23 protein-coding genes and 1 pseudogene are annotated in these 21,038 nt (G+C 30.8%); 9 read left to right on the forward strand and 15 right to left on the reverse strand.

All coding sequences use genetic code 11. The features are described from left to right. The 14 genes from FLA105534_RS23180 to FLA105534_RS23245 all read right to left on the reverse strand — a co-directional run. On the reverse strand, nucleotides 1-485 hold a 485-nt coding region (locus FLA105534_RS23180; protein WP_173968443.1), incomplete at its 3' end, for a hypothetical protein. Nucleotides 486-496: 11 nt separating this feature from the next. Continuing rightward, complete coding sequence (locus FLA105534_RS23185) at nucleotides 497-4,228, reverse strand: hypothetical protein (protein WP_173968444.1); 3,732 nt, start codon at nucleotides 4,226-4,228, stop codon at nucleotides 497-499. Between the two features lie 26 nt (nucleotides 4,229-4,254). Beyond that, nucleotides 4,255-6,324: a hypothetical protein gene (locus tag FLA105534_RS23190; protein WP_173968445.1), complete on the reverse strand. Its 2,070-nt coding sequence runs from the start codon at nucleotides 6,322-6,324 to the stop codon at nucleotides 4,255-4,257. 74 nt (nucleotides 6,325-6,398) lie between these two features. Then, the gene (locus FLA105534_RS23195) at nucleotides 6,399-6,887 is read right to left on the reverse strand and encodes a hypothetical protein (RefSeq protein WP_173968446.1); all 489 of its coding nucleotides are present in this window, start codon (nucleotides 6,885-6,887) and stop codon (nucleotides 6,399-6,401) included. A 30-nt stretch (nucleotides 6,888-6,917) separates the two neighbouring features. Then, nucleotides 6,918-7,370 (reverse strand): CHAP domain-containing protein, encoded by a 453-nt coding sequence (locus FLA105534_RS23200; RefSeq protein WP_173968447.1) that lies wholly within the window; start codon nucleotides 7,368-7,370, stop codon nucleotides 6,918-6,920. Next, complete coding sequence (locus FLA105534_RS23205; protein ID WP_173968448.1) at nucleotides 7,367-7,588, reverse strand: methyl-accepting chemotaxis protein; 222 nt, start codon at nucleotides 7,586-7,588, stop codon at nucleotides 7,367-7,369. Before FLA105534_RS23205 ends, FLA105534_RS23200 begins: the two co-directional genes overlap by 4 nt. A gap of 373 nt (nucleotides 7,589-7,961) precedes the next feature. Beyond that, nucleotides 7,962-8,207: a hypothetical protein gene (locus FLA105534_RS23210; protein WP_173968449.1), complete on the reverse strand. Its 246-nt coding sequence runs from the start codon at nucleotides 8,205-8,207 to the stop codon at nucleotides 7,962-7,964. 509 nt (nucleotides 8,208-8,716) lie between these two features. Next, complete coding sequence (locus FLA105534_RS23215) at nucleotides 8,717-8,884, reverse strand: hypothetical protein (RefSeq protein WP_173968450.1); 168 nt, start codon at nucleotides 8,882-8,884, stop codon at nucleotides 8,717-8,719. A 57-nt stretch (nucleotides 8,885-8,941) separates the two neighbouring features. Continuing rightward, nucleotides 8,942-9,241 carry a hypothetical protein gene (locus tag FLA105534_RS23220; RefSeq protein ID WP_173968451.1) on the reverse strand — a complete coding sequence of 100 codons (300 nt, stop codon included), beginning with the start codon at nucleotides 9,239-9,241 and terminating at the stop codon, nucleotides 8,942-8,944. Beyond that, nucleotides 9,222-9,374, reverse strand: coding sequence for a hypothetical protein (locus FLA105534_RS23225; RefSeq protein WP_173968452.1), 153 nt, complete (start codon nucleotides 9,372-9,374; stop codon nucleotides 9,222-9,224). The genes FLA105534_RS23220 and FLA105534_RS23225 overlap by 20 nt, the downstream gene beginning before the upstream one ends. A 513-nt stretch (nucleotides 9,375-9,887) precedes the next feature. Beyond that, nucleotides 9,888-10,097 (reverse strand): hypothetical protein, encoded by a 210-nt coding sequence (locus FLA105534_RS23230; RefSeq protein WP_173968453.1) that lies wholly within the window; start codon nucleotides 10,095-10,097, stop codon nucleotides 9,888-9,890. A 559-nt stretch (nucleotides 10,098-10,656) separates the two neighbouring features. Next, nucleotides 10,657-10,896, reverse strand: a complete 240-nt coding sequence (locus FLA105534_RS23235; protein ID WP_173968454.1) for a hypothetical protein — start codon at nucleotides 10,894-10,896, stop codon at nucleotides 10,657-10,659. Nucleotides 10,897-11,145: 249 nt separating this feature from the next. Then, nucleotides 11,146-11,862 carry a DUF3164 family protein gene (locus tag FLA105534_RS23240; RefSeq protein ID WP_173968455.1) on the reverse strand — a complete coding sequence of 239 codons (717 nt, stop codon included), beginning with the start codon at nucleotides 11,860-11,862 and terminating at the stop codon, nucleotides 11,146-11,148. Nucleotides 11,863-11,890: 28 nt separating this feature from the next. Further along, nucleotides 11,891-12,169, reverse strand: a complete 279-nt coding sequence (locus tag FLA105534_RS23245) for a hypothetical protein (RefSeq protein WP_173968456.1) — start codon at nucleotides 12,167-12,169, stop codon at nucleotides 11,891-11,893. Between the two features lie 365 nt (nucleotides 12,170-12,534). Between FLA105534_RS23245 and FLA105534_RS23250 the strand changes: the two genes are divergently transcribed. The 6 genes and pseudogenes from FLA105534_RS23250 to FLA105534_RS24085 form a co-directional block, all read left to right on the forward strand. Next, nucleotides 12,535-13,218 (forward strand): S24 family peptidase, encoded by a 684-nt coding sequence (locus tag FLA105534_RS23250; RefSeq protein ID WP_173968457.1) that lies wholly within the window; start codon nucleotides 12,535-12,537, stop codon nucleotides 13,216-13,218. A 136-nt stretch (nucleotides 13,219-13,354) separates the two neighbouring features. Continuing rightward, on the forward strand, nucleotides 13,355-13,819 hold the full coding sequence (locus FLA105534_RS23255) for a hypothetical protein (RefSeq protein WP_173968458.1): 465 nt from the start codon (nucleotides 13,355-13,357) through the stop codon (nucleotides 13,817-13,819). Between the two features lie 982 nt (nucleotides 13,820-14,801). Next, nucleotides 14,802-16,505 carry an AAA family ATPase gene (locus FLA105534_RS23260; RefSeq protein WP_173968459.1) on the forward strand — a complete coding sequence of 568 codons (1,704 nt, stop codon included), beginning with the start codon at nucleotides 14,802-14,804 and terminating at the stop codon, nucleotides 16,503-16,505. After that, nucleotides 16,498-17,571 (forward strand): hypothetical protein, encoded by a 1,074-nt coding sequence (locus tag FLA105534_RS23265; RefSeq protein WP_173968460.1) that lies wholly within the window; start codon nucleotides 16,498-16,500, stop codon nucleotides 17,569-17,571. Before FLA105534_RS23260 ends, FLA105534_RS23265 begins: the two co-directional genes overlap by 8 nt. Before the next feature lie 89 nt (nucleotides 17,572-17,660). Next, nucleotides 17,661-17,879 carry a Shedu anti-phage system protein SduA domain-containing protein gene (locus tag FLA105534_RS24080; RefSeq protein WP_173968464.1) on the forward strand — a complete coding sequence of 73 codons (219 nt, stop codon included), beginning with the start codon at nucleotides 17,661-17,663 and terminating at the stop codon, nucleotides 17,877-17,879. 124 nt (nucleotides 17,880-18,003) lie between these two features. Then, nucleotides 18,004-18,249: pseudogene (locus FLA105534_RS24085) on the forward strand (DUF7830 domain-containing protein); the annotation flags it as partial. A 272-nt stretch (nucleotides 18,250-18,521) separates the two neighbouring features. On the opposite strand, the gene FLA105534_RS23275 reads toward FLA105534_RS24085, so the two are convergent. Further along, a complete protein-coding gene (locus tag FLA105534_RS23275) occupies nucleotides 18,522-19,190 on the reverse strand; it encodes a DUF6602 domain-containing protein (RefSeq protein WP_173968461.1) in 669 nt (222 codons plus the stop codon). A gap of 429 nt (nucleotides 19,191-19,619) precedes the next feature. Here FLA105534_RS23275 and FLA105534_RS23280 point away from each other — a divergent pair, with 429 nt between their 5' ends. The 3 genes from FLA105534_RS23280 to FLA105534_RS23290 form a co-directional block, all read left to right on the forward strand. Beyond that, nucleotides 19,620-20,309, forward strand: coding sequence for a hypothetical protein (locus FLA105534_RS23280; RefSeq protein ID WP_173968462.1), 690 nt, complete (start codon nucleotides 19,620-19,622; stop codon nucleotides 20,307-20,309). 166 nt (nucleotides 20,310-20,475) lie between these two features. After that, nucleotides 20,476-20,823, forward strand: coding sequence for a hypothetical protein (locus tag FLA105534_RS23285; RefSeq protein ID WP_173968463.1), 348 nt, complete (start codon nucleotides 20,476-20,478; stop codon nucleotides 20,821-20,823). A gap of 4 nt (nucleotides 20,824-20,827) precedes the next feature. Further along, the coding region (locus tag FLA105534_RS23290; RefSeq protein ID WP_217427733.1) for a hypothetical protein at nucleotides 20,828-21,038 on the forward strand (211 nt) is incomplete at its 3' end.

The raw sequence follows: 21,038 nt of genomic DNA on the forward strand, positions 1-21,038 counted from the left end.
ACCATGGATCTTGAATTATCAAGGACTTTAGAAAAGTAGTATCTGTCAACGTTTGGCTTTAATAGAAAAAAATAATCGCTGTTTTGATTGTATTTTTTATAACCTGTTTTTTTTGCTTCCTTTTTTTCTAAATCTTTGCTTTCATAATTATAAATATCGACATTAAGCCCTTTAAAAGAAAGATTAGATAGACCGAAATCAGGAACGTTACTTATACTGGTTTTTACATGTTCATTTTTGTAAAGTTCTAAATAATTGTAAACCCAAGGGGCTCCGTTATTTACTTTTATTTTATTTTTAACTTTTGTAGGGAGATTTTCGTTGATTTTGGAATAGTAGGTTTGTAATGACTTAATATGTCCTTTTAAATTCAATTCATTTTTTTTAAAATAAACTAAATTATATCTATTTAAATTTTGTGCGTTTAAAAATTTTGTCGAAAAAAATGTTAAATAAACGAAAATAAAATAAAATGCTTTCTTCATAATTGTTATTTTTAGACCTGTAATATTGTTTTTGCAGCGATACGTTTACTTTCTTTTTGAAAACCTAATAAACTGCGAATTTCCTCATAGACAATTCGTAGCGGATCTTGTGGATCTAAAAAAGTTAAATTTCCATTGTTATATAACTTAGCCTGATAGTTTATTTCAAACAATGCTTCAAGTGCTGCACCTATAGTTGCCCCTTCTCCTACTTTTACAGTTCCCCCAAAATTTACACCGGCTTTTGCTTCTAATGTAACATCAAGATGCGCTAAAGTAGCAATAAAATTAAAATAATCTATAATTTTAGTCATACCATAATCAGGATCATCTTCTCCTGGTCGCTTTACATTATTCATGTAAAGATTAAAAGGTTTAATCCCCTTTAAAAATCTTAGTAAAGCTTCTACATAATCTATCTCTGGTTTAGTTCTTATGAATTGATCCATTACAACATTTAAACCTACAACATTAGTATTGGGATAAATTCCTGATTCATTATCATCAAAAAGTTTATCATAGTAATGAGCTCCCAATTCAGCCACGACTTGATCTTCATTGTTGGTTTGATTAAGTTTTGCTTTTGCTTTAATTGCATTATGAATCTTCAATCTTTCTTTTTCCAGATCTCTTTCGAAGTTTTTCCTTTGAGATCCATCGGTTAAAGATGCATATTTATAATTAAGTTTTTTTAGGTAAAATAGTATTACTTTAGCTATTTCACTTATTTTTAATTCCATTTTAACATCAATTGCCAATCCTCCTTCGAAAAAAGCATTTGATTTACTTAGTTTTAAAGATTGTTCCAGCATTTTAGAAATTAATTCGACTTCTGGTTTAGCCCTGTCTCTATGAGCACCCACGATTAGACCGGTAAGGTTGTTGTCAGGCATTTTTACTCGGACAAGCTTAGTTTGCCCTGTGTTAATATTTAAAGTACCAACTTTTTTGTGAAATTCTATGCTTCTAAATAATGACAGTACGTTTTTAAAGCTATAATCGTAAGTTTCTCTATCCTTAATCATTTTATATAGTGTACCCACATTAAAGTTGTATTTTATTTCGGTACCAGGTTGACAAAGAGAGTTAACGTCTCCTGTAAAAGTGCTATAATACAATGAAATTTGTTTGATTACTTTTTCTCCTGGGCTAGAATATTTTATAGAATGACCACTAAGAGTATCAACAATGACATTTTGACCAGTAAAATTGAAATCGCCAGGACCTAGAGAATCAGCTGTGCCAACTCTTTCTAAGCTGTACTTCACCCCAAACATTGTTCCTTCATCAAATGACATTTTTTTAAAGAATGCTCCTATCAATTGTGCTCCAGGAAGTAAATTCACAAAAATTTTTTTTAAAAAGCCACCCAATAGCCCAAAACTTAAAGTGTTTTGGGAATAATAGTTGGTATCAATATCAATAGTCTTAAAGACTCTGCCTTCATGATTTTTAGTTAAAGGGTTTTCCCCATAGTCTACCTCATAGCTAAAAGCAACGCCACTCTTAAAAGCTGCCTCACCTGTAGCACCCATACCTGGTAATTTGTTGAAAATATTATCTACAAGACCATAACCTTTATTGCTATTTTGTTGCTCAGGTGTGTCTTGGTTTTCAGTTGGTGTACTAATACCACTAGGCTTACCATTTTCATCTAAACGATCAACTCCTACTTGTGCGCCAGCCCAGCCAGTAAGACTTTTCTCGAAAGAAACTTCAAACTTTGTTAAGTATTGTCTTGGATTTAAATTTATGACATCAAAATATTCCAAAACGTCAGCTGTTGCATTTACCATCGCCCCCCCAAAAACATTAATAATCATAGTTAATAATGCTGTTTCCTCTTTTCTGACAGGAAATTCGTATTCATTTCCAATCTTAATATCGTATGATTTTCCTGCCCCTGCCCCAACATTTAAACCAAATTTTTTCTTCGATGTACCATGTCCTCCTGTGTGCAACCCCAGACTTGTTCCGACGGCTACATCAGCTCCGACTCCAAATGTTGATTGAGTACTATAAACAATTATTAATTCTTTTTCTTTCGACATTTTTCGGGAAAGGCTTTTTTCTATATTTCCTTTTGTTTGAATTGGAATACCCCAGGTAATGCTTCCTCCGATTGCTATAGTTCCACCAAGACCTCTTGGCCAATATTTAGTTATAACGTCAATGGCAAAATTATATGCTTTTTTAAAAAACTCAGCAGCTTCCTGATACAATGCAATTGCATCATCTACCATTTCGTCGACATAATCTAGACCAGCCTCAACAATATTCTCAAGAGCTGTACCCGCTTTGTTAACAAAAAGGTCTAAAACTTCATCAATTACATAGTCCATAACCGATGTGGGTTGACTATTAGGAGTAGTAGGAGGAACAGTTACAGGTGTTAACATTTCGTTTGGCCTGAAGTTTAGAAAATAATACATCGAATCAGCAAACTTTCTTGAAGGAATTCTAATGTTTTTACCTTTTATGGTTGAAAACGAAGTTGTATTTCCATTACTATCGAACTCAATTTTACTTTTAGGATTGAGCCTTTCCATTTCTTTTAAAAAACGGTAATAATTGGGTAATGCAGTTTTGGGCTCATCTTGATAAAATTCATTTTCAAAAATGTTTATATTATTTAGATGGTTAACTGGATATCTTTGATAATCCTTAGTTTTTACTAGTCCCCATTCTTTTATGCTTGAACCTTTTTCTTCTGAATTGTAGTAATATAACAGATTAAGATAAAACTGAAAACGGGAATCATATTTTCTTTTTGCGACAGGGAATGCTTTTCTTTCGGGAAGATTAAAAATTACGGTGTTGTTATATGGATCCATAATTGGGGAACCACCGCCTCCATAATAATTATCAAGAATGATTTTTTCGGGAGAGTCACCTTCTTCTATTTTATGCAATTTTGCATCTTCGTCATCAAATAATAAGGGAGGGGTGTTTTCTTCTTCTTCCTTGTAATCTAAAATAAAAGTCTCTGTAAAAGTTTTTGCGGTTCCAAATTGAACTTTAGTTTCTGCGGGATCAAGCAATATTGTGAAATTCTGACCATCAATACCGTATCTTGAAAATATTTGCTGAACTTCGGGTTTATTTAGAATTTCATTTTTGGTCTTATTTGACAGATTTATATTTAAATTTTTATCATTAACAAAAATATCTTTTCGAACTATTTTTCCTTTAAGAACTGTATCCAATTCAATTTTAATGGGACGATCATTTTCACGAAATGAGATCGAATATTCATATTTATTGTTTGCAAGAGATTGTTGTACGAAACTGAATTCCTTTTTACTTGACTTTCCTATATATTTTTTTCTTTCAGCATCGAAAAATTCATCTCCTAGAAATTTGCTGTCTATTTTTAGTATTGTTATACAATCTACCACATTAGTTACAGGGATATTAAATTTTTCTTGAAAGAGAGTAATTGCATTTTCTAGCTTTGAATCAAATTTATATGTGTTTACATCTAACTTAGTAATATTGTACTCAGGGTATAAATCATCTCTTTCGTTAATGAAATTTAAGGCAACTTTAACCAGTTTAGCAGCTTCATTTTCATCTCCAATTTTTAAAGGAGAAGTTTTAATACCGCCTGCAGCTATATCGACTAGGCGGGAATTGTTTTGTAAAAGTAAACAATGAAGTTTACCTCCTTCATCATTGTTAGTATGATCTTGCTTTGCTAAAGGAATGTTGTTTATAGCGTTTTTTGATGTATATATTGGCATAATTAAATAGTCTTTATTTTTTAATTTTAGTCTAAAGCTACACTAGTGAAACTAATGGGTAAATTATTGTATGTGATGTCATCAATTACAGCACCTATATCAATGTAAAGAAGAGAAGTGTCTTCATTTTCAATGGGTAGTGGCATACCCAATGTTAGAGTGTAGTCTTCCACTATAAATTTTGAATATTCGGTGAAATTATAATCCTTACATTTTATATATGCGGGATGATTAGGGAACTCACTGTTCAGATTTTGTTGATATGCTTTTAACGCATTGTACTCTTCATGTGTGAAAGTAATTGTTTCAAAAGTCTCAAAAACTATATCATTCTCACTATAATCTCCAGATCTTGAGTACGAAAGAAATTTAACTGTATTGTTGTTTTCAGAATCAGTAACTGAAAATTTATTCAACTCAAAGTTTCCGATTTTAGATGTTTTTACAATTTGGTTGAGAAATCCTGTATGTGGATTTGTGGTGTTTTCATAATCATAATCAGCTGTGTCAAATTTTAAATTAAATTTACCCTTGCCAATTAATGCAACAGGTTTATCTGCTTTGCTTGTTGTATCTTTATATACAACCTCGTCTTTATAAGCAAAAAATGTTACATGATTTTTGTCGATAGCAATCCCTGAAGTAGGCAAGTAAGCCTCACCTCTTTTGGAATCAATAACTAATGGAGAGTTAATAGAGGAGTAGGTGTAGATTCTAAAGTCACCATCAATTAATTCTTCAAATCCAAAAACATTATTCATTTTTAAAGAGAAAAGATTATTCCATATTGATGGTACATTTTGATATTCATCATTACTATTTCCTTTTGTTGATTTTTTTAACAGAAAATAATTTGCACCTAATTTGTTATCGTCATATTTCCAGTTCTTTAATTTAATGGCCTCAGATTCTTCAAGCTGTATGGAATTACTACCATTTCCATCAGCAATAATAAAGTGTTTTTTTTGCGTACTATCAACTTCGGTGGAAATTTTACCTACATAAGAAGATAAAAAGTTTGCATTTACAGGGCTTCCAATTCCAATAGGAATTTTGACATGAAACCATTTTTTACTGTTATTATAAGTTTGATTGGTAATTTTTAGAATAGGCCAATTGGTATAATAGTTCATATCAGTATATACAGCATCCTTTATATTACTATCTGCAGAATAAAAACCAACTTTTAGGTCGTCTTTGAACTTAAAGAAGTGATTGTATGAGAAACCCCAATCGTCTCTGATGTCGACGTAAACAGTATTTTTATTGTAAAATTTCTGTAAGAAGTTGTTGCCATTATCGGCTCCTTTTACTCTTAATCCTTGATTTTTTGTAGCACCATAGAGCGCTGTGATGTCAAGATAACTTAAGATCTCTTCTTTTTTGAATCTATTGTTGAATTTTAGTTTAAGTTTTTCAACTTCGGTTAAAGTACTGCCAATGTTTAACTTTTCAATTTCAAGAGTGTGGTTAGAAGCTTTTAATAACTTTAAGGTTGGTTCATAACCAATCATATCCAATATGACTTCGATTCCTGCGAGAGTTGATCCACCGGCAAATTTTCCAATTTGACACCCGCCTTCTACGATTAAAGGATGGAAATTGTCGGTATCATCGAAGAAAATTTTTTCGACAAAAGTACTATCGGGAAGGTTTGAAAAACCTAAACCTAAGCAATCTGACTTAGCCATTAAAGTGGTACTATTTTTTGCATTTAGTTTATCCTGTATCTCTTTTATTACTTTAAGAATATTACTAGAATCCCATGAGCTATCTGCTTCGGGTATATTTCCGAGATTATCAACTAATGAGGATTTTTTAATTCCTCTGTAAATGAACATTTTTGCGGGGAAGCCACTAACGTACGTATTTAATGGGAGTAATGCGATGTTTAACAATGCAGGATTAGCATTTGGCATTGCCAGTACTAAGGACTTTGTAATGGCGTAAGCAGGAGCATTCTCAGAAACAGAAAAATTATTATCTAAATTGTATTTTTCAACATTCCCAACGTCGGGTTGTTGTCCAAAAGCTAATTCTGCTAATTGATCCGTTTCTATCGAACTCTCTTTTGTGAAAAAAAATATTTTTGACATAGGTTTGTTTTTAAATCCTAAAATTCATTTGAAAATTTTAGAGTGAATTATTTTTTTAAATTGTTTAGCTGATTTTAGAATAACCTGTAGAATCTGGCAATCGGTTTGACAGCATAATAAACCAACACCAAGAGCAAAATCCTCCCCAGCCAAATCTGTACCTTTTGCCAAAAAGTCAAGTAGTTTACAAACTTGGTGGTGTTGATGGTTTTTACTTCGGTTTCTTTTACCTGTTGTGATTTCCAGCGGGCGTAGAGTTCCTGCTCTTTGAGTTCGCAGTCTACGTTTAGTTTGTTGTTCTCAAGACGAACCTTTGGGCTTTTTAAGTTACGCCCTGGTTCGGCCTGAGTAACATTCTTAACAACTACTTTTCCGTTTTGACATTCCAGCAATGCCCTATAAGAGCTGCTGTCTTTCTGAATTTTAAAAACAGTATCATGTACTGTTTCTTTGATTGTAATAGTTTTTGCTTTTTCTTCACTTAGAACCGGTTTCGGGCTTTTGCACGAAACCAGAACTAAGACTAAAAAAAACAAAAAAACAAGACGTTTGAAATTATTCATAATAAGTTATAATTTGATTATTGTTCGTTTTTAGAGTCTTAAAAAACTTTTAATGCTTTTAATTTCTCTTTTTCTTCGGGCTACTTTATAGCCTTCACGACCTCCCATGTCATTCGTATTTCCTTCAATGGTGTAGATAAGAGTTCCGGCAACTTTATCTACAATTCCGGTGTGACCTGTTCCGTTTTTAAAGTCCAGGATAAAAACGTCACCGGGCTGTGGCTCCTTTTTTACCAAAGGTTTGCTTGAATTGTATTGGTCTAGTACACCGCCAGTTTTCTTTAAAGGATTTTTTACTCCTAATTGTAATGCTGCTTTTTGAGCGCACCAGTAAACAAAAGCCATACACCAGGGATATCCTTTTGTGAGTCCGACACTTCTTAAATAAATCTCGACTTCAGGACCGGAATTACTATTTCGTGGCATTTCTTCAACACCAACCTGAGCAATTGCAATTTCTAAGGTTTTTTGGGCTAATGTCATTGTTGTTTTCCGTTTAGTTGTTTAAATTTTTGTAGTTCATCAACCAACTGCTGATTGATTAGCATGAGTTCTTTGTGCTGTATTTCCATTTTTTTTATGGTTTCGGTTGCTGTAGTTAACCGGGCGGTAAGATCATCGAGTAAGTCACGGTAATATTTTACAGCGCTAACAGTGTTGTCGAGTTCGGCGGCTCTGTCTTGGGCTAATGATTTTCTCATTGAGAAAAACCATGTGATAAATGCGGCGAAGAATGCGGTTAGAGTGGGGTATAAAAACTGTTCCATTTAATGTTAAAAATATATGTTAGGATTGAATTTTGTTTTTGGGAGAAACAGCTTTTTGGAGTGTTGATTTTGAAGAAAATGGGCCTTGATTTTCTGTTGTAACCGCTGTGGTTGTTTCCTTTTGTGGGTACAAAGATTGTCTTAAAAAAGGAGTAAAAAAAACAAATGATAGGTGCTTAAACACTTGTATTCTGGTTCTTTACAGAGTTGTTCAGTCAACGAACATGTGCCTTTTTTTAAGCAAAAAAAGAGACATCTTTGCAAAGCAATTCAGATCAAATGTAGTTGTTAAAACAAGTTTAACTACTTACGATGTTTTAGTCTGATTCAACATCAGTTCTTCAATTTTTTTGAGTTCAGAGGTAATCGGAGTACAAAGAATCTCGTACAAAGTAGTGCGGGAAATAGGATAGACCGGATAGACATATTTGCGCCAAACCACAGTAGTTGGAATATCTTCGGTTTTGTGTTTTTGATACAATTCTTTGATAAGCTTATAGCGTAAAAGTTTATTTTTTTGGATTCCGAGACTTCTATTGTTTGAGATTGCCATAATGAGAAAGGTGAAAATGATTAAAAGAATTGTTTTATATAAAAGTAAAATTGTCTTTAGAGGCATTAATAAGTAATTATAAATCTTATCACAGATAACCAAAACCATTTGATCCTTATATATCAATGGCCACTCTTCTTCTAATGCCGAGCTTGTCCGGAACTTCGTTCTGAAGTCATTCTGCCAAAAGAACTTAATAATTTAAGTCTGCAGAGTCCGCACAATAATTCTGTTCCAGAGTGATAAAACACTGGAGCATTCCGGGAAAAAGAATGGTTTTGAGTTATTTGATTAGGGCAGTAAGCGCCCGCTTTTTTGGCTCCTGTTTTTCTTTATCTTTTAAGAAAAACAGGAGTTTTTTTGTTAAGGGTAGCACAGTGTATACTATGAATAGATTTACATTTGAAAACAATTAAAATGTAGAATGACTTCTTTCTATAGAAGATAAAAGATTCTTAAAAACAATTTTAGATGAAATCTATTTCAATACTATGTTAACCTTGTAATTTTCAGAATTTGTGATGAGGTTTATTTTTACGCTCATTTTGATATTGTTTGAAAGTTGAATTGATCTTAAAATTCATCCATTCACGAAAAGTAATTATAGGTTTTAAATTTGTTGCGATTAATAGGGCTCCTAAAAGTAAAGAGGCATAAATATCATTGTTTGGATGCATTGATTTATAGATTTTTGGGTTATTTTGGTAATTAATTGGATATGTTTTGAGCTTAAATCAGGACATAGTATTTTCTAAAATAGATGCGGGTTCGTCCTCTTCAATAAATGGGTTTTCATAATAAGGCGTAAAATGGTATTTACTGATAAGTTTGGTCACTTCTCCTATTTTACTTTCAATTTGCAATGAGACGGGTCTTGGTTCAGCTTCAGGATTGTTCAGAATATGGAACCACTGAAAACGTTCTTGATTGATACAAATACGTTCTCCGGCTGTAAATGTTCTGATTTTTTCGGAGCAGAACTGAAGTGTGATATAAAGTTGTGCGATACGCTCTTTAATTTGCTTTTGATTCATTTTGTCGTAATTGTAAAATAGTTTGTAATTTTTTCAGGTCATATTCGATAAGCTGTCTTTCGGCACTGTCTGGGTTTTTAATGAGCCAGGATTCTAGGACCTGTATTTTTTCAATAATTTTTGAAATTGTCATTTGGATTTATATTTAAGATTACTAAATAGTTTTTTTGTAGTTAGAGTAATGAGATATAAAAATGTATAGTTTTTTTGGAAGTTCATTTCTTATTTCTTACAAATATCGAAATTTATTTCGAATAAAATAATAAAATCGAATCTTTTTTCGATTTGCTTTTATAGTACTTTTTTTGTCTTTTAAAAGGTTGTTTTTGTACGCTTTGTTTCTTTTTTTGGTATATAATTGTCTGTTGGTTATAAAAATTAACTAATATCAGAGGGTGTTTTTTGTAGGGTACAGTATTATTTTCGAATTATGTTTCGTTTTTTTGCTGGACCTGTAGCAGTTTTTGTAAATCAAGAAGGAGAATATCTCGTTTAGTCTGAGATTGTTTTTTGGTTCTGGTATATAGGACTGGTTGATTAGTGAAGTTTTGCCATCCTGAATTAATGTGAAAAAGCCCAGATCGCAAAAGAAATTTATGGATGGGCTAAAACTATTTTAGTTTTTTGAAATGTTTCTGTAATAAAATCAGTTTAAAGATTCCTTTTCGCAGATCAATAAAACTTCCAATAATTCGATACTGATTTTTCCTTCCAGGAATAATTTCCGCAATAATTTTATGTACTCTTGTTTTTTAGTAAGCATGGTTGTATGTTTATAGATTAAGTAATAAAATTCGTAATATTCAGCGTCCAATATTTGAGGTTTCCCGTAACCAATTTTCTTTAGGTCTCTCATCTCTCGGAATTGGTTTGAAAATTAACATTTACAATTAGAGCTTGGTTTTTGCTTTTTTTGCATTTAGAGTGAAAGAATGTTTGTTTTTTCTTTGTAAATCACAGCTAAAAGTGAGTTTTAATTGAAATGTCTATATTGCTGGAGGCTGCTTTGGGTGTACTAGTTTTTGCTTTTCTTTTTTTGCATTTTAAGTTGTCTTTATTATTTATTTAACATTTGATTATTCAAAAAAAAGCAAGTTGAATATGAAATATAAATCGTTTGGAATAAAAAGCCTGTAATTGTCTATTTACAGGCTTTTTTTTTTTTGAGAATTTCGTTAAGATGTTTGAAACCTTTGAATGTTCTTTTGAAAATTGTTTTATTGATTTAGCAAGTCTGAATGATACAGGAAATTTGAGTTTAAGTTTTTAATTTAAATTTGAGAAGGTAAAGATGGAAGGATATATTGCTTAATAAAAATGCATGACAGGTGATTGAACATTAATGTTCGAAGTTTTTACAATCTTGTTCAGGAAACTTAAACTAGATTGGTTTAGCTGTAGATCGATATTATAAGTTACGAAGCTGTTTTTTGGTATAGCTCTTCGATTTTTTTAAGTTCGATTGTTATTGGAGTGCAGAGGATTTCGTATAATGTTGTTCTGGAAATGGGATAGATTGGATAGACGTATTTGCGCCAGACTACCGTTGTGGGGATGTCTTCGGTTTTGTGTTTTTGATATAACTCTTTTATAAGTTTATATCGGAGTAATTTGTTTTTCTGAATTCCCAGGCTTCTTTGATTAGATATTGGCATAGTAAAATGATTAAAGATGAATTAAATGAGTTTAGATGATTTTTTTAGAAAAGTTTATAGAATATGAATTGCAATTATTCGTTCTGTGGTATTTGTGATTAGATATTAGCTTTTTTTTTGCGTTCGTTTTGATACTGTTTATAGGTTGTGTTTATTTTGAAGCTCAACCATTCTCGAAATATTAGAATTGGTTTCAAATTGGTTGCAATAAGTAAGAATGTTAATAGGGCAGATGCATAGATATCATTATTAGGCTGCATAATTTTGTTCATTTGTCTGGTTAAAGAAATCAAAAGCATATCCTTGTAAAAAATCAACGGATGACATCGATAATGGTATATTGGTTCTTATTCCATTATAATCAATTTTGTTTGCTTCAATAAACCAGCTTGAACGAACAGGTTTAAAAGATGAGGCGATTATTTCAACGCCATCGGTAAATTCTTCATTGTTGAATTCTTTTGTTAGTTTTTGAAGTTCCAAAACCCTTGATCCTTTTAGGTTTCCTTTGGCATCTTTCTTTAGTAGATTAAAAACAATTTTGACTAATGCTGCTGTTTCTCTGCTGGTTGAAAGTGATGATATGTAATTTTGTACTTTTTCAATTCCAATGGTTGCGGTGTCATCCCATCCTTCATTAATGCGATATCCAATTGTAATTTCTTCTTTGTCATTAGAGAAAGTGTGTGACATTTGCTTTTCTTTAAAACCGTAAACTTGATTTTTTAAATCCAGAATAGTTTCAAATAGCTGGAAGGTTTCAGTTTTGGCGATTCTCATCATTTCAGAGGTTTCGTGTAGTCTTGAAAGTGCTCTTGGGATAGTTTCAGCTACTAGTTTTTTATAAGCATCCCTTTCTTCGTTTTTTTTGTTTTCAATTCGGTTCAATGCTTCTTTTAGTTCTTGCGCAGAAAATTGTGATAAATCCATAGTGTGGTTGACTGTGTTTGTTAATGGTGCGGTCATAATAGTTTTGTTTTAAGATTAATATAATTTAGTTGTATAATACAATTTCATCTTTAAATGGATCACCATAATAAGGTTTGAAATTGTATTTGGCAGCAAGTTTGGAAACTTCTTTTAGTTTGTTTTCAATATTTTGAGGAACAGGTCGTGGAGTAATGGTCTCGTTATCCAGGATATGCATCCATTGAAAACGCTCTTGATTGATACAGATTCTTTCACCGGGTGTAAAAGTTTTTGTTCGTTCGGAGCAATATTGAAGTGCGAGGTACAATTGAGCTATGCGAGTTTCGATTTGATTTTTATTCATGATTTTTTTTATTGAGTTTTTTTTGTTTGATATCAGATTAGATTGCACTTTTTTAGGGCTGTTTGGTTTCTCGATAAGTTGATTTTCTGGCTATTGAATTTTTTCGGGATTTGTTTTCATCTTTTGGTATTTGTTAGGAGTTGAATAGGAGATCTTATGTTTGTAGATTGATATTATGGTTTTTGATAGTTTTGTTTCTGTTTACTATGTAAGTATTTTATATTTGTTTTGTATTTATAATCCATGAGTTATATGATTTTATTGGTGTTTCTGTTGTTTTTGAATTTTATTTTTCTTTCCTTTGCAAATATAATGTAAAATAATACATTAAAACAAATTTTTAACGTAAAAAAATACATGCTTTTATGGGGTCAACTGAAAGAGTAAGGGAGTATCTTGATTACAAAGGGATTAGTAGGTATAGGTTTTGTATTGACTTGGGGTTTTCAAACAAATTTTTAGATAATAGTAGTAATATGGGAACGGATAAGGCGTGTAAAATTTTACATCAATATCCTGAAATTAATTCAGAGTGGCTTTTGACGGGAAATGGGCCTATGATAAAGGAGGATGATACAAGTGTATTAATTATGAATACTGACAGAAAAACGGTAGATTCTATTTGTGTAAATCAGGAAATACCGTTGTATGATCTTGAAGCTGTTGCTGGACTTAGAGAATTGTTTAACAGTGCAGAGTCACGTAGAGTTTTGGATACTATAAAAATTCCGAATTTACCTAAATGCGACGGTGCTATTTCGGTAACTGGGGATAGTATGTATCCATTGTTGAAATCTGGAGATATTATTTTGTATAAAGAAACTGAATTTGAAAATATTTTCTTTGGAGAAATGTATCTTTTGAGTGTAAGGTTGAATGATTGGGAAGAGTATATTACAGTAAAGTATGTTCAGAAATCCGAGCAGGGTTTGGAGTATGTAAAATTGGTAAGTCAAAATTCGCATCATCAGTCAAAGGATATTCATATTTCTAAAATATCGGCGTTGGCGCTTATAAAAGCTAGTATCCGTGTTAATACCATGATGTAGAAGTTTACGGAAAGGTATAGCCTGAAAGTAATTTGATTTCTTTTTGAAGACTATATCCTATTATTTTTTTAAATTTGTTAATAACCCGAAACTAATATCTAATTCTTTTAGATATTAGTTCGTAAGACTTGTATAGATGAGCACGATAAATGAGAAGATTGATGAAATAGCAATTAGGGAATTTAAGGGAAATAATAGTTCTTTTGCAAAAGCGGTGAATACAAGCGAGACAAACATTCGTAATTACAGGAAGCATACTATGCCTAAACTTGATTTTATAGTTAAGTTGCATGACTTATTCGGGATAGGTTTCGAGTATCTGCTTTCTGATGAGGTTGAAATTAACGCGTATAAAAGTGAAGATCGTAAAAGTGCGGCCCAGGATCAGGAATTAGTGAGTAAAATGATAATGGCGGAGAATAATCTTCTGAAAGAAAAAAATGATTTTTTATTAGAACAAATAGAATTTTATAAAAGTAAAATAGAATTTTTGTCACTTCAAACAAATGTAAAAAAATCTCATACAACAAAAGAGATTGCTGAAGGATTAAAGATTATTGATGAGATAGAAAATTTATTTGTAAAGAAATCGGTTAAATAATTTGTAAAGCAGACCGGTATTTGCTTTTTTTAATGGATGAAGATTAATGTGAAAAGTTGCAGAAAATGTTAAGTAGTAGATTTTTGTTATACTTGGATTTTTAGAACGTGAGACTCTTTTGTTCACTTTTTGAATTGTTTTGCCTGAAATTATAATGGACTATTTCTGAGTGTTCTTGATGTGAAAAATAACTGTGCGTGCTTCATTAGTGCTTGAGAGATAATGCAGTGTTTGAAGGATATCTCGATTCAAATTAAGTATGAAAGTGCTTTTTGAAAAGATGACAGTTAAGGTTTTTTTTATTGTCGAACGCCTGATTTGTCTTTTGATGGTTTGATATTAAGTATAAAAAAGCCTGTAAACATTGAGTTTACAGGCTTTTTTGTGGAGTTGAAGAGGTTACAATCGAACACTTAATTCCGATATTGATGTTTATAGATAAGGTTTGTAAAAGCCCGTAAACACTAATTTTTAAAGGTTTTTTTATAATTTTTTTAATTTAAGAGAAATCATTAATCGTTAAGTTTTTTTGTTTTTTTTCGTGAAAATGATGCTTTTTTTAACTGAAATAATCCTAAAAAATGATTCAAGGTGTTCGACAGTTGAACACTTTTCTATGTATTTCATTTCCTAATTAATGACAAATAAAGAGTTAGAAAGAACTGAGAGAGAATTTATATTTGATAGTATAGATTTTTTTTGCCAATGCAATTTAGAGAAACGGGATTATCAATTGAATAAACAATCATTAACTCAAATATCTAAGTGCGCCTGAAGATTATTAGCGTTATAAGATGCAATATCAATCTATGTTAAAAAGCTAGTACATTCAATACAACGGGCTTTTAATATTGATTTTTTAAGAATTTGAATCAGATAAAATTAAAAAAGCATTTTAAGTTTAGTGCATTCGAGAAAACAGGTAATTATACCTGTTTTGGTAGGATTAAATTCATTAAATTTCATTCAAAATTATTTATGTATGAAAATTTGTTTTGTGTGGGTAAAAGAGTTTAGGAATTTTAATAACCTAGGTCTTAATTTAGCGAATGATATTAAGTTTAAGTATCAGGCAGAAGATAATGTTATTTTACATGAAAGGGTGGAGGCATTACCTAAAAATTTTTTTGGGAAAGATATTACCGATGTAACGGGAATAATTGGAAAAAATGGTACTGGAAAAAGTAATGCTCTTGAACTTATATGTAAATGTCTTAAAGGGAGCAAAACATCCTTAAAAACGGAATTTATTATTATATTAAAAGTTGATGGGGGATATACTTGTTATTATAATCTTTATAATAATGAAATTCCTAAAGTAGGCTTCAAAATGAAATTTGAAAAATACGAAGGTGCCATTAATCCGCTAAAAGTGGTGTTTTTTTCAAATGTTTATGATGATAGAAGGAACAATTTTGATAAAGAAATTGTTGACATATCGGTTAATAATACGTCAAGATCATTTGGTATTGCTAAAACTTATGATTTTGGTAAACAAGTCAAGTTTATCAATTCGAAGATATTTAGAACCTTGAATATAGAAATACCTACTAATGTCCAGATTACAAATAAAGTTTGGAGTAATAAATTAGCATCCATATCAGATCAATGGAATCGAAAAACTAATTTTTCAGGTCTTAGAAGATTTTTTAAGGATAGAACTAGGGATTTAAAAGAATCTTCGAAATTCGTAATCTTACTAAAGTATGGATTCTTTTTAGAAATTTACCCCAAGCTTTCAAGAGAAACAATTATACGATTCGACAGTGATGGTGAATTTTCCAAAGAACTAGGCTCAATTTTTTCAGATGACAAATTATATGGTTTTAGTACCGATGAAGTCAGTGATATATTATTGGACTTTATCGAGAAACAGGTTGAAAGATATGGATATGATGAAAATTTTGTACCAACGGAGCACTCTTCTAAAGAACTATATAATAGATTGGATCTTATTCGAAAGCAAATTTACTTTATTAGGGAATTGAAATATCAAATCTCTGAATTAGAACTGAGTTATTCTGCAGAGGGAATACGAGGAAGAAATACTGAAAATTTCATATTTAATTATAAGTCTGATTTTACCAACTCTTTTGTTAATCAATTTATTTCACTTTTTGAAGATTGTAGTTTTTTGGATATTAATTGGTTGGGTATAAGTTCAGGACACAAAGCATATTTGAATCTTTTTTCATCAATTCATAATGAATTAAGATTGACCAGAACTCCGAATTTACTACTTTGTATTGATGAAGGTGATCTTTATCTTCACCCAAGATGGCAGATTGAATTTTTTGATAAACTGTTGTCTGTGCTTCCGACGATATATAGCGGAAGTATTCAGCTAATTCTGACTTCACATTCACCATTTTTGCTTTCAGATCTTCCTAAACAAAATATTACGATATTAAATAACGAAAAAAGTGAAAGTAGTTCTTTTGACGGTATAAATTTAGCTATAAATACATTTGGAGGGAATTTGTATGATTTATATTCTGAACCATTCTTTTTAGGGAATCGCCGTACGAGCGATTTTGCATATGATAAAATCAAATATCTTATAGAAAAAGTTGAATTGGATAAGTACACTAATGAGGAAAAAAAAGAACTTGTCAAATTGACTAATATTCTTGGAGACGATATTATAAAATATAGGATTAATTCTTTATTAAACAGCAATGATTAAGTTACAGGATCACATAGATAAACCTAATCCAGATTCATATTTGTCAGTTTTAGCAAAAAATCACTGGGATTATTTAAATCCAAGAACCAAAAAAACGAATGATTATGCAAGAGGAGCATTAGTGCATAAGTGTAAGAGCTTATACACTAATTGCGATTCAGCAAGTTATATAAAAGCTTATGCAAATGGTTCAAGAAAAACAGCGCAGAGACATAAAAAGTTTTTCATGCTTTTGAAAAAATATAATTATAAGTTTTTAAAGCAGTTAATTTTTTGCCCTCCCTCTGATTTTAATTTTTTGCGGACAGAAATATTAAATATACTTTTTGAATCTGATATATTTATTAGAAAAGGGAGGAAGATTTCGCAAACTCCATTTGGCGCTCTTTTGTCAAATAATTTGTTTGATTATAAAAAATTTAGAAGCTCAGAATATTGTGTTAAAATGTATTTGGACATGGGTTTTCTATTGAGTTCTTGTCCTTATTGTAATGATAGAACCATAGAAATTGTGAAAAAAAATGTTGCAATAGGAACAGTACCGCAAAATATTGCTTACTTCGATCTTGATCATTTTTACCCAAAATCACAGAATCCCTTTTTTGCCCTGTCATTTTATAATTTAATTCCGAGCTGTAGTATCTGTAATTCAAAAGAAAAATTAGATAAAACGTTTAGTACTATCACGCATATTCATCCTTATCAAACATCTTTCGATGATTGTTACATGTTTCAATTTTCTTCCACAGCCCTTTTAGGTGTTGATAATTATGAAATTTTAATAAACAAGAAGACGGCTTATGATTTTGAGAATATTACGGACTTTAATTTATTAAATAGGTATGAAAATAGAATGGAGGACGTTAAAACTATGATTAGACATTATCAAAATTACCACCGGTCCATTATTACCAATAAAGAGAGGGAGCTTTTTGTGAAATACTTTACCGATCCAAATCCTGGTGTAATGTATAAAAAATTAATTTTAAAAGGTGACAGAAGTAAGCTTTATCGAGATGTAATTAAAGGAATTGATGTAGACAATATAATTGGATTGGCTGATTAATTAAATTTTTTATTAGAAGAAAGCATTCAGGTCATGTAATTTGGATTAAAAACTTTTAAGACTGAAGAAGAAGGAATAGTTATTTTAGAATTGTTTTTGAGGAGGAAGAAGAAAAATACCGATTAGAATATATTAAACATTTTATATACAATTATGTAATAATGGGTAGAGAAAAAAAATTATCCAATGAACAAAATAAAGATTTTGAAGTTGCAAAAAGGAAATATAAAAATGTTATAGACATTATTAGTTACGACGATTTATTAAATATATTAAGATTTACTATTGAGCAGATAAAGAAAAGTTAATTTTTTTGAATATGGATAATTCATTCGATAAAAGAACGATTGAATTTGTGTTGAATAAAGATGATGGCTCGACAGTTTATGCAGATCTATTTTTCTCAAAAAGAGAGAATGAGTTTTTAAATATAGAAATGAACTGCAAAAAGCAATTAAGGGGATAAGAGAGCCCTTGTTTGTTTGCTATTTTTGTGGTCAGATGGTGAAAATTAGAGGAAGAGGCCAAACTAAAAAAATACTTCATTTTGCTCATAGAAAGGATAGTGACGCTTGTCATCTTAAGACAGATACCCATCATTCTGCATTAGAAATAAATAGGCTTAAGTACACAATGGTGCCAAAGAAAGTTTCCTGTATATTGAAACTAAAAATTTAATTAAGGATTTTATTGAATTAAATAGTGATTTTTCAAATGTTAAAGTTGAAAGTGTTGTAAAAAGTAATACGAATTATTTTGAATGGAAGAAACCTGATATTTCTGCAATTTATGGGGGGTAATATTGTTTTGAAATACAGTTATCTACCACTTTTCTTAGTGTAATAGTAGAAAGAGAACATTAGAAGATGTGTCCATAATTTTAAAGCACAATGTTAAAGTATTTCCTTAATTTTTGTGGCAAATTTGAAGGAGACCTCAGTTTAATTCTGTTAAATTTTTTGATCTATTTCGAAGCGGATAGTTTTTGCATATGCATTTAAGTCGATTGCTGCAACTGTTCCAATTGATTGCTGTAAGTACCTTGTAAGTTGAAGGAAAAATGTAACTAATGAATTTTCTTTGTCACTAAATGTAATACTCTCAAATTTTCTGGTCAAATAGTAATCATTTATTCTTTTATCAAAATCTTTACTGCTTGTATCTTCTGAGCCAGTATAATTAATGTAAAAACTGCCGTAATCAACGGCGCAGCCCATTTCAATTGTTTGCAATTTTTTTAAATTTTTCAGATGATTTTCAATCGTATTGTTATTCGCATGAGTAAACGAATTTGTGCTTGCCAGTATTCCACCAACAATTTTTGTTAATGGACGAGCGGGTACTTCAATTCCGGCATTAATAATTTTGACAGATGTTCTTTTTAAACTTCTGACACTCTCAATTTTTTTACCTGCATATTCAAAAAAATTATCATCCCCTACTTTTCCCTGTAAGTCAGGCTTTACTTCAAAAACAGCGTATACTCCTTCTGCGGGAATATAATGAATTCCATTCTGGGTAAAAACAAAAGGAGTGTACTGCTGATCATAAATAACTAAATTTAATTGATGACTTAAACTTCTCCAGTTCTCCAGAGTGTTCTCATAAAAGCTGCGCAAATGTCTCTGACTTTGCGTTTTTTTGTTCCTTAGAAATAATAAACGAGATAAAAGTCTCCCGACTTTTTACGTTTAGGTCTTATTTATTGTCGTGGATTTTTTTGCATGCAGAGGAATATTCTAAGAAAGTTAGTTTTAAAGTCAGAGACTTTATGAAGTTTCTGTTTTCAATTATATTTGTTTAAAATGGTGCAAAGTCAGAGACATTTGCGCAGCGTAAAAAAGATGAACACTTCGGAGAGCGGGGGGGCATGTTAGTACGAAAAGTATTCAACAAACAAAAAGTCCGTTTAATGATTTATGAAATAAAAATTCTATTTTTGAAAATAAATAAACACTGACAGTTGTCAGACATAGGGACCCAATTTAGGGTAGATAAGTTGGATGTAGTCAGACATATATACAAGTTAGCTGCTACTTAAAAAAAAAATGATGAAAGAAGATACATTAAAGTATAGAGGAAAATTTGAGAAAATTTGGACAAGTCCAGTATGGAGTAAAGTCATCTCTGCTGCAATTATTGCTACAATAACAGTTTTATATTCAATTGTAAAAACTGCATTTGAAAACATTTCAATTTATGATGCAACAATAAAAGTTCTGAATTTTGAAATTGAAGTTTATTTGTATTTAATATTCTCAATTTTTTCAATCGCGATATATTTTATTATAAACTTTATAAGAAAGAAAATAAACAAAAGTCATTTGGGCTTCGAACTCGACCAAAAAATTGGAAATTTTACTTTTAGAGAACTCCATAATGCTCTATTAACTCATATAATTGAAACACCTGAAAGACTTGGAACGTATAATACTCCTCCAACAATTGATTTATTAACAGTTTTTAAAATTTACGCAAGAATTTTTAACCAAGGAGTTCAATGGGAAGATGATACGGATACATATTACAAAATTGGTCCTACTTTAATGTCATATGGTATTATTGAAAAAACACCAACAACTAATAAATTAGATAAAATTGGAATGGAAATTCTTCAAACTTCAAAAATTGGTTATGAATTCTTAGCGATGCTTGAAAAATGGCGAGTTTATAATAATGATGAATTTGAAGAAAGCGAATTGCAAATTATAACCGATAACCAGAAGAAAAAAAAATAAGCAGCAATTAACAGGCGTTTGGCGAGGTTGCGAATTTTGTAGTTAATTCACGTTTAGGTTTCGCAAGATATTTTATCTTTAACAAAAATAATTGGTTCCGAAATTCGCAACCTCGCCAATCACCGGAATGTTAGTAACAATTATAAATATAAAATAGGAAAAGATAGTGAAAAAGACAATTTTTATAACATTTGAACTCGGAATGAGAGGAGATTATGAATCATTATACAAATGGTTAGATGAAAAAAAAGCTGAAGAAAGAGGTTATGGTGTCGCTATAATCAAAGAGTACGTTATTGACACGAGTATTAAAAAAGATATTGACTTCTTAAGACTCGTAAAAAAAGAATTGACGCAAAAAGTGAGTTTCGGTAATACTGATAGAGTTTATATGATTTGGAATGGCTTTGAAAATAATTTAATTAAAGCAGGGTTCATTTACGGAAAAGCCAAACAAGCTCCATGGACAGGATTTGCAGAGAAAGATATTGATACAGTAGATTTAGATATTTAACTAAATGAATATAATAATTGACACTTGTTATTGGATTGCCTTATTCAACCCTGATAAACACGCACATTTATCAGATGACATCGCATTTATTGAAGAATATATTGAAAATGAAAATATATTAATTCCTTTTCCATCACTTTATGAATTTTTAAATTCAAAATTTTCGAGAAAATGTGACGCTAATAATTTCAAACAATTATTATCAAGACCTAATT

The organism is Flavobacterium collinsii (assembly GCF_902804485.1).
Classification (GTDB): domain Bacteria; phylum Bacteroidota; class Bacteroidia; order Flavobacteriales; family Flavobacteriaceae; genus Flavobacterium; species Flavobacterium collinsii.

Coding starts and splice junctions, on each gene's coding strand:
- FLA105534_RS23185 (WP_173968444.1), bottom strand. CDS start 4,228: ATGCCAATATATACATCAAAAAACGCTATAAACAACATTCCTTTAGCA.
- FLA105534_RS23190 (WP_173968445.1), bottom strand. CDS start 6,324: ATGTCAAAAATATTTTTTTTCACAAAAGAGAGTTCGATAGAAACGGAT.
- FLA105534_RS23195 (WP_173968446.1), bottom strand. CDS start 6,887: ATGAATAATTTCAAACGTCTTGTTTTTTTGTTTTTTTTAGTCTTAGTT.
- FLA105534_RS23200 (WP_173968447.1), bottom strand. CDS start 7,370: ATGACATTAGCCCAAAAAACCTTAGAAATTGCAATTGCTCAGGTTGGT.
- FLA105534_RS23205 (WP_173968448.1), bottom strand. CDS start 7,588: ATGAGAAAATCATTAGCCCAAGACAGAGCCGCCGAACTCGACAACACT.
- FLA105534_RS23210 (WP_173968449.1), bottom strand. CDS start 8,207: ATGGCAATCTCAAACAATAGAAGTCTCGGAATCCAAAAAAATAAACTT.
- FLA105534_RS23215 (WP_173968450.1), bottom strand. CDS start 8,884: ATGCATCCAAACAATGATATTTATGCCTCTTTACTTTTAGGAGCCCTA.
- FLA105534_RS23220 (WP_173968451.1), bottom strand. CDS start 9,241: ATGAATCAAAAGCAAATTAAAGAGCGTATCGCACAACTTTATATCACA.
- FLA105534_RS23225 (WP_173968452.1), bottom strand. CDS start 9,374: ATGACAATTTCAAAAATTATTGAAAAAATACAGGTCCTAGAATCCTGG.
- FLA105534_RS23230 (WP_173968453.1), bottom strand. CDS start 10,097: ATGAGAGACCTAAAGAAAATTGGTTACGGGAAACCTCAAATATTGGAC.
- FLA105534_RS23235 (WP_173968454.1), bottom strand. CDS start 10,896: ATGCCAATATCTAATCAAAGAAGCCTGGGAATTCAGAAAAACAAATTA.
- FLA105534_RS23240 (WP_173968455.1), bottom strand. CDS start 11,862: ATGACCGCACCATTAACAAACACAGTCAACCACACTATGGATTTATCA.
- FLA105534_RS23245 (WP_173968456.1), bottom strand. CDS start 12,169: ATGAATAAAAATCAAATCGAAACTCGCATAGCTCAATTGTACCTCGCA.
- FLA105534_RS23250 (WP_173968457.1), top strand. CDS start 12,535: ATGGGGTCAACTGAAAGAGTAAGGGAGTATCTTGATTACAAAGGGATT.
- FLA105534_RS23255 (WP_173968458.1), top strand. CDS start 13,355: ATGAGCACGATAAATGAGAAGATTGATGAAATAGCAATTAGGGAATTT.
- FLA105534_RS23260 (WP_173968459.1), top strand. CDS start 14,802: ATGAAAATTTGTTTTGTGTGGGTAAAAGAGTTTAGGAATTTTAATAAC.
- FLA105534_RS23265 (WP_173968460.1), top strand. CDS start 16,498: ATGATTAAGTTACAGGATCACATAGATAAACCTAATCCAGATTCATAT.
- FLA105534_RS23280 (WP_173968462.1), top strand. CDS start 19,620: ATGATGAAAGAAGATACATTAAAGTATAGAGGAAAATTTGAGAAAATT.